The organism is Uliginosibacterium sp. H1 (assembly GCF_036017065.1).
Classification (GTDB): Bacteria; Pseudomonadota; Gammaproteobacteria; order Burkholderiales; family Rhodocyclaceae; genus Uliginosibacterium.
This window is the reverse complement of the sequence record NZ_JAYXHR010000002.1, coordinates 1503643-1509500: the sequence shown is the minus strand read 5'-3', so window position 1 is coordinate 1509500 and position 5858 is coordinate 1503643. Positions and strand designations below refer to the sequence as shown.

Genomic DNA, 5858 nt, shown 5'->3' with positions numbered 1-5858 from the left:
TGCAGCGCTGCCTGAGTGCACGCGGCCCGGAGCGATCCGGGTCGCGTGCTACCATGCGCGCCATCTGAAGTGTCACGTCGGATCGCGCATGGACCTCATCGCACGCGTCGCGCAGCAGTTCGAGGCCAGCGCCCGCAGCATCGAGACTGCCGTCGAACCCCTTGCGGCACCGATTGCCGCAGCCATAGAACTGATCGTCAGCAGCCTGCTCGGCAACGGCAAACTGCTGGTCTGCGGCCAGGGCACCAGCCTGGCGCTGGCGCAGTATGGCTGCGCCCTGCTCACCGGCCACCTCGAACGCGAACGCCCTGAACTCGCCGCCCTGCTGCTGGCCGGCGACGCCACGACCCTATCTACCGGCATGGCGCGCTATACGCCGGACGAGGTCTTCGCCAAGCCGCTGCGCGCGCTGGGGCACGCCGGCGACGTGCTGCTGGCCATCGGCGGCGCCGGCGACATCGGCGCACTCGCCACGGTGATCGACGCGGCGCACCAGCGCGAGATCACCGTCGTGTTGCTCGACGCCCTGGCCTTCGAAAGCGCCCGCGAACTCCTCGGGGATCAGGACGTCCACATACAGGTGCCGGCGACGCGTCTTGCGCGCGCGGTGGAACTGCAGACCCTCGCACTGCACTGCCTGTGCGATGGCATCGATTGTTTGCTGATGGGAGAAGAGTCTTGAGTCGAATTCTGAGTCCGTTGCAACGCTTCGGCCTGCTGGCCGGGCTGTGCGTGTTGCCCTTGCTGCAAGGATGTTTCCCCGTCGTGGTGGCTGGCGCGGCGACCGGCGTGACGGCATCCCTCGATCGCCGCAGCTACGGCGTACAGCTGGAGGACAGCGAGATCGAGGTGAAGGGCGCCAGCGAGATCAAGTCGAAGTACGGCGCACGCGCCAGTGCCTCGGTGACCTCGTTCAACCGCTGGGTGCTGCTGACCGGTCGGGTGGACAGCGACGAAGCCCGCAGTGGCATCGAGCAGGCGATCCGCGGCATTCCCAATGTGCGCAACGTGGTGAACGACCTGGTGGTGGTGGCACCGCCGGTCAACAGCTCCATGCAGAAGTACGGCAATGACACCGCCATCACCACGCTGGTGAAGGGACGCCTGATCGACAGCAAGGACGTCAGCGCCAACAACATCAAGGTGGTGACCGAATCCAACGTGGTGTATCTGATGGGCCTGGTCACCCAGAAGGAAGCCGACTCGGCCGTGGAGATCGCCCGCAACACCCGCGCGGTCAGCAAGGTGGTGCATGCCTTCGAGGTCATCACGCCGGAGCAGGCGAAGCGGCTCGATCCGCCACCACCGAAACCGGACGCGAGCGGCACCGACGGTGGCCGCAAGGATGGTGGCGGCACGATGTAGTCGCCGCGGCTGGCCTGGCCGCTGCCCCCATGAAAAAGCCCGCATCGATGCGGGCTTTTTCGTTGCTGTCTCGAACTGCATGGGCGCCACGCCAGCGGGCCAGCGGCACGTGAGCCGCAAGCATTCAGGCCCGCGGCAACAGGATGCGGTACACGGTGCCACGCCCCGGCCGGCTGGCCACCTGCATCTCCCCACCCATCAGGCCCGCCACCCTCGCAGTCCGCGCCAGCCCCAGCCCCCGATCCGCCAGGGACTGCCAGCATGCGGCAAAGGGCGTCAGCGCCTTGCCGACCTGCTCGGGCTGCAGGCCGTTACCGCTGTCCCACAGTTCGATGGCCACCCATGCGCCACGACGACGGCAACCGAGCACCGCGCCGCCGCGCACAGTCGTGCGCAGGGCATGCTGAACGAGCGCCGTCAGCGCGTGCTGCAGCTGGACCGGATCGGCGCGCAGCAACATGCCGGACGCCACCTGGCGCAGATGCAGGTCGCGCTCATGGGCATCCTCGAGGTTCGCGGCCACCGCGGCGGCCAGCACGTCGCCGACCGGCATCGACTGCACGGCGAGTTCCAGGCGGCCGGACTCGGCCTTGGCATACGCGATGACGGCTTCGAAAAGCTCGGACAAGGCGACCGCCGCTTCGTCGAGCTGGCCGACCAGCTTGCGGGTGTTTTCCGGCAGCGGGTGCGCCGCCAGCGTGGCTGCGAACAGGGAAATGGCCTGGATGGGCTGGCGCAGGTCGTGGCCGGCGGTGGAGATGAAGCGTACGTCCTCGCTGGCGGCGGCCTCCTGCAGCGTGACCGCGGGAGACGGGGTCTCGTCCTCGCCGTCGGTCTGCAGCCCCGACCAGGCGAGGCCGATGCCGCATGCCGCGCCGATCAGGCCCAGCCACACCAGGATGTCCAGGTCTGCCACCAGACCGGCCACCACCACCACGATGCCGGCCACGCCCAGCAGGAGCAGCCAGTTCAGCACGCGCGCGCGGGCGGCCTCGATGGGCATGGCCTTGTCCTAGCTGTCTTCGTCCGGCATCGAGAGATTCAGGGTCTGGCCAACCAGGATGGCCTGCGAGCGGGTGTTCACGCCCAGCACCTGGTAGACCGAGGTGAGGTGCATCTTGACCGTGCGTTCGGAGAGATCGAGCTTCTGCGCGATCTCCTTGTTCGACAGGCCTTCCATCAGGCAGCACAGCACGCGCTCCTGCTTGGGGCTGAGCTTGGGACGGACGCGGTTGTCGCCGGCGGCATTGCGCTGGCCCGCGTCATCGAAGAAGCGCCGGCCGCCAAGAAGGGTCTTGACCCCTTCCACCAGGGCCGCCGGTGCCATCGACTTGCTGAGGAAGCCATCGACATCCGCCTCGCGGGCAAGCTGGCGATAGATCGGCGCATCCTGGCCGGAGAACACCGCGACCGGCACGCCGGGCGCCTCGCGCCGCAGCAGCGTCAGCAGACGCAGGCCGTCGCTGTCGGGCAATTTGAGATCGAGCAGGACGAGGTGGAAACTGCGGCCGCTGCGCAAGGCGCTTACCGCTTCCTGTCCGGTTGCCGCACAGACGATCTCGCCGCCGTTCAACTGCGACTCCAGCATCGCCGACAAGGCGTGCTGCAGCAGGGCATGGTCGTCAACCAACAGGATGTTGCGGGCGAATGGATTCACTGAACTCCCCCTGGGGCGGCCGGGCTGCGCATGGCCCGGCAAACTGGATGGCGAAGGTTACCGCAAAGCGATGCTGCGCCGGAAGTGTGTGAAAAACGTTTTCATGCAGGCGGCCGGCAAGCTGCAAGCCCCTCATGGCGGGGCGCGGCATGCACAGGTGCACGTTTAGCTATTTGGCAGGCCGGGGCTCGCCCGGCATTCCGCGGGCGGCATCGCGCGGTTCCGGACTTCCGCCGGCGTGATGGCAAGCACCACGCCGGAACAACGCCGCTGCAAAGACGTCACACAGCAGGGTTAGGCTGGGCCAGGTCCAGGTGTATCCACGAAACGTCGTGCCAGACGGGGGTTCCATACGGTTGCGAATGCCGACATTGCTGCGCTGGAGCAAGGGCAGGAACGGGAGCTGCGATATACTCGCCCACCCCTGCAGCAGGCCGGCCTTGCTTGCCCGCCCGCGCTGCTCCCTCCTCCAGAAGGCATTCCGATCGTGAGCAAACCCTCCAGCTTCTCCTACGAAGACCTGCTCGCCTGTGGGCGTGGCGAGATGTTCGGCCCCGGCAACGCGCAGCTGCCGCTGCCCCCGATGCTGATGATCGACCGCGTCACCCACATCAGCGAAGAAGGCGGCCGCTACGGCAAGGGCGAACTGATCGCCGAACTGGATGTGCGGCCCGACCTGTGGTTCTTCGGCTGCCACTTCGAAGGCGACCCCGTCATGCCAGGCTGCCTGGGGCTGGACGCCATGTGGCAGTTGATCGGCTTCTACCTGGGCTGGATGGGTGGCCCCGGCCGCGGTCGTGCACTAGGCTGCGGTGAGGTGAAGTTCACCGGCCAGGTGCTGCCGACCGCGAAGAAGATTACGTACCGCATCCACCTGAAGCGCGTGATCCTGCGCAAGCTGGTGATGGGCATTGCAGACGCCGTCATGGAAGTCGACGGCCGCGAAATCTATGCAGGCAACGACCTGCGGGTGGGTCTGTTCACCTCCACCGACAATTTCTGAGGAATACCGGAACATCATGCGTCGTGTCGTCGTCACCGGTCTGGGCATCGTCTCCAGCATCGGCAACAACCAGGCCGAAGTACTGGCATCGCTGCGCGAAGGGCGCAGCGGCATCGAGTTCAACCCGCTACAGGCCGAACTCGGTTTCCGCAGCCATGTGCACGGCCCGGTGAAGGTCGACAAGGAAGCGCTGATCGACCGCAAGGCATTGCGCTTCATGGGCGATGCCGCCGCGTTCAACTACATCGCGATGCAGCAGGCCATCGCCGATGCCGGCCTGCCGCCGGAGCTGGTCTCGCATGAACGCACCGGTCTCATCATGGGCTCGGGCGGCGGCTCGCCGGAAAACCAGGTCGACGCCGTCGACCTGCTGAAGGCCAAGGGCATCCGCCGCGTTGGCGCCTTCATGGTGCCGAAGACGATGTCGTCGACCACCTCCGCCTGCCTTGCGACGCCCTTCGGCATCCGTGGCGTCAACTACTCGATCAGCTCCGCCTGCGCGACCAGCGCGCACTGCATCGGCAACGCGGCAGAGATGATCCAGTGGGGCAAGCAGGACGTGATGTTCGCTGGCGGCGGCGAAGAAGTGCATCCGTGGATGACGGTGCTGTTCGACGCCATGGGCGCGCTGTCCTCCACCTACAACGACCGCCCGCAGCATGCCTCGCGCGCCTACGACGCCGCGCGTGACGGCTTCGTGATTTCCGGTGGTGGCGGTGTGCTGGTGCTGGAAGAACTGGAACACGCCAAGGCACGTGGCGCGCGCATCTATGCCGAACTGGTGGGCTACGGCGCCACCTCCGACGGCTACGACATGGTGCAACCGTCCGGCGAAGGCGCCGTGCGCTGCATGAAGCAGGCACTCGCCACCGTCGACACGCCCATCGACTACCTGAACACCCATGGCACCAGCACCCCGGTGGGCGACACCAAGGAACTGGAAGCCGTGCGTGGTGTGTTCGGCGACAAGGCACCGCTGATCAGCTCCACCAAATCGATGACGGGTCACGCACTCGGCGCCGCCGGCGTGAACGAGGCCATCTACTCCATCCTGATGATGACCCACGGCTTCGCCTGCCAGTCGATCAACATCGACACGCTGGACCCGCTGGCCGAAGGCCTGCCGATCCTGCGCGAGCGCCGCGACAACGTGAAGCTGGATACCGTCATGTCCAACAGCTTCGGCTTCGGCGGCACCAACGCCTCGCTGGTCTTCCGCCGCCTGGGCTAAGCCCGCCTGCATCCGATGAGCTACGCCCGGCCGGAATTCGAGTCCCGCATCGTCGCGCCCGAGTCCCTGGCCGAGGCCATCGCCCGGCTGCCGCGACCGCTGGTGTTCACCAACGGCTGCTTCGACATCCTGCACCGCGGCCATGTCACCTACCTGGCCCAGGCCCGCGCGCTGGGCGCCAGCCTCGTCGTGGCGCTGGACACCGATGAATCGGTACGCCGGCTGGGCAAAGGCGAGGACCGCCCCTACAACACGCTGACCGACCGCGCCGCCGTCATCGCCGCGCTGCGCTGCGCCGACCTCGTGACCTGGTTCGAGGACGGCAATCCGCTGCCGCGCATCCTGGAATGCCATGCGGATATCCTCGTGAAGGGTGGCGACTGGGCGGTCGAAAAGATCGTCGGCTACAGGGAAGTCAGCGGCTGGGGCGGCAGCGTGCACTCCATTCCCTTCGAGCACCAGCGCTCGACGACATCGCTGGTCGAACGCATCCGCCAGTCGTGATCGTGTGGCAAGCGCGCCGCGCAGCCACGCACTGAACTCCCGGGCAAAAGAACGGCCAGAGTTTGACTGGCATCAGCTTTGCCTTGCCGCATGACGTC

General features: G+C 66.8%; 7 protein-coding genes. 5 read left to right on the top strand and 2 right to left on the bottom strand.

From position 1 onward, the window contains the following. Positions 1-88: 88 nt before the first annotated feature. Together VVD47_RS16600 and VVD47_RS16595 are read left to right on the top strand one after the other, a co-directional pair. A complete protein-coding gene (locus VVD47_RS16600) occupies positions 89-682 on the top strand; it encodes an SIS domain-containing protein (RefSeq protein WP_327604598.1) in 594 nt (197 codons plus the stop codon). Further along, positions 679-1365 (top strand): BON domain-containing protein, encoded by a 687-nt coding sequence (locus tag VVD47_RS16595; RefSeq protein WP_327604597.1) that lies wholly within the window; start codon positions 679-681, stop codon positions 1363-1365. Before VVD47_RS16600 ends, VVD47_RS16595 begins: the two co-directional genes overlap by 4 nt. Positions 1366-1489: 124 nt before the next feature. On the opposite strand, the gene VVD47_RS16590 is transcribed toward VVD47_RS16595, so the two are convergent. Beyond that, positions 1490-2368, bottom strand: a complete 879-nt coding sequence (locus tag VVD47_RS16590) for a sensor histidine kinase (protein WP_327604596.1) — start codon at positions 2366-2368, stop codon at positions 1490-1492. A gap of 9 nt (positions 2369-2377) precedes the next feature. Beyond that, positions 2378-3022, bottom strand: a complete 645-nt coding sequence (locus VVD47_RS16585) for a response regulator transcription factor (RefSeq protein ID WP_327604595.1) — start codon at positions 3020-3022, stop codon at positions 2378-2380. 487 nt (positions 3023-3509) lie between these two features. Between VVD47_RS16585 and fabA the strand changes: the two genes are divergently transcribed. The 3 genes from fabA to VVD47_RS16570 are packed head-to-tail and all read left to right on the top strand — an operon-like array spanning position 3510 to position 5760. Further along, complete coding sequence (gene fabA, locus VVD47_RS16580) at positions 3510-4025, top strand: 3-hydroxyacyl-[acyl-carrier-protein] dehydratase FabA (RefSeq protein WP_327604594.1); 516 nt, start codon at positions 3510-3512, stop codon at positions 4023-4025. Positions 4026-4041: 16 nt separating this feature from the next. Beyond that, entirely contained in the window at positions 4042-5256 is a 1215-nt protein-coding gene (fabB, locus tag VVD47_RS16575) for a beta-ketoacyl-ACP synthase I (RefSeq protein ID WP_327604593.1), read from the top strand. 15 nt (positions 5257-5271) lie between these two features. Beyond that, entirely contained in the window at positions 5272-5760 is a 489-nt protein-coding gene (locus VVD47_RS16570; RefSeq protein ID WP_327604592.1) for an adenylyltransferase/cytidyltransferase family protein, read from the top strand. Positions 5761-5858 lie beyond the last annotated feature (98 nt).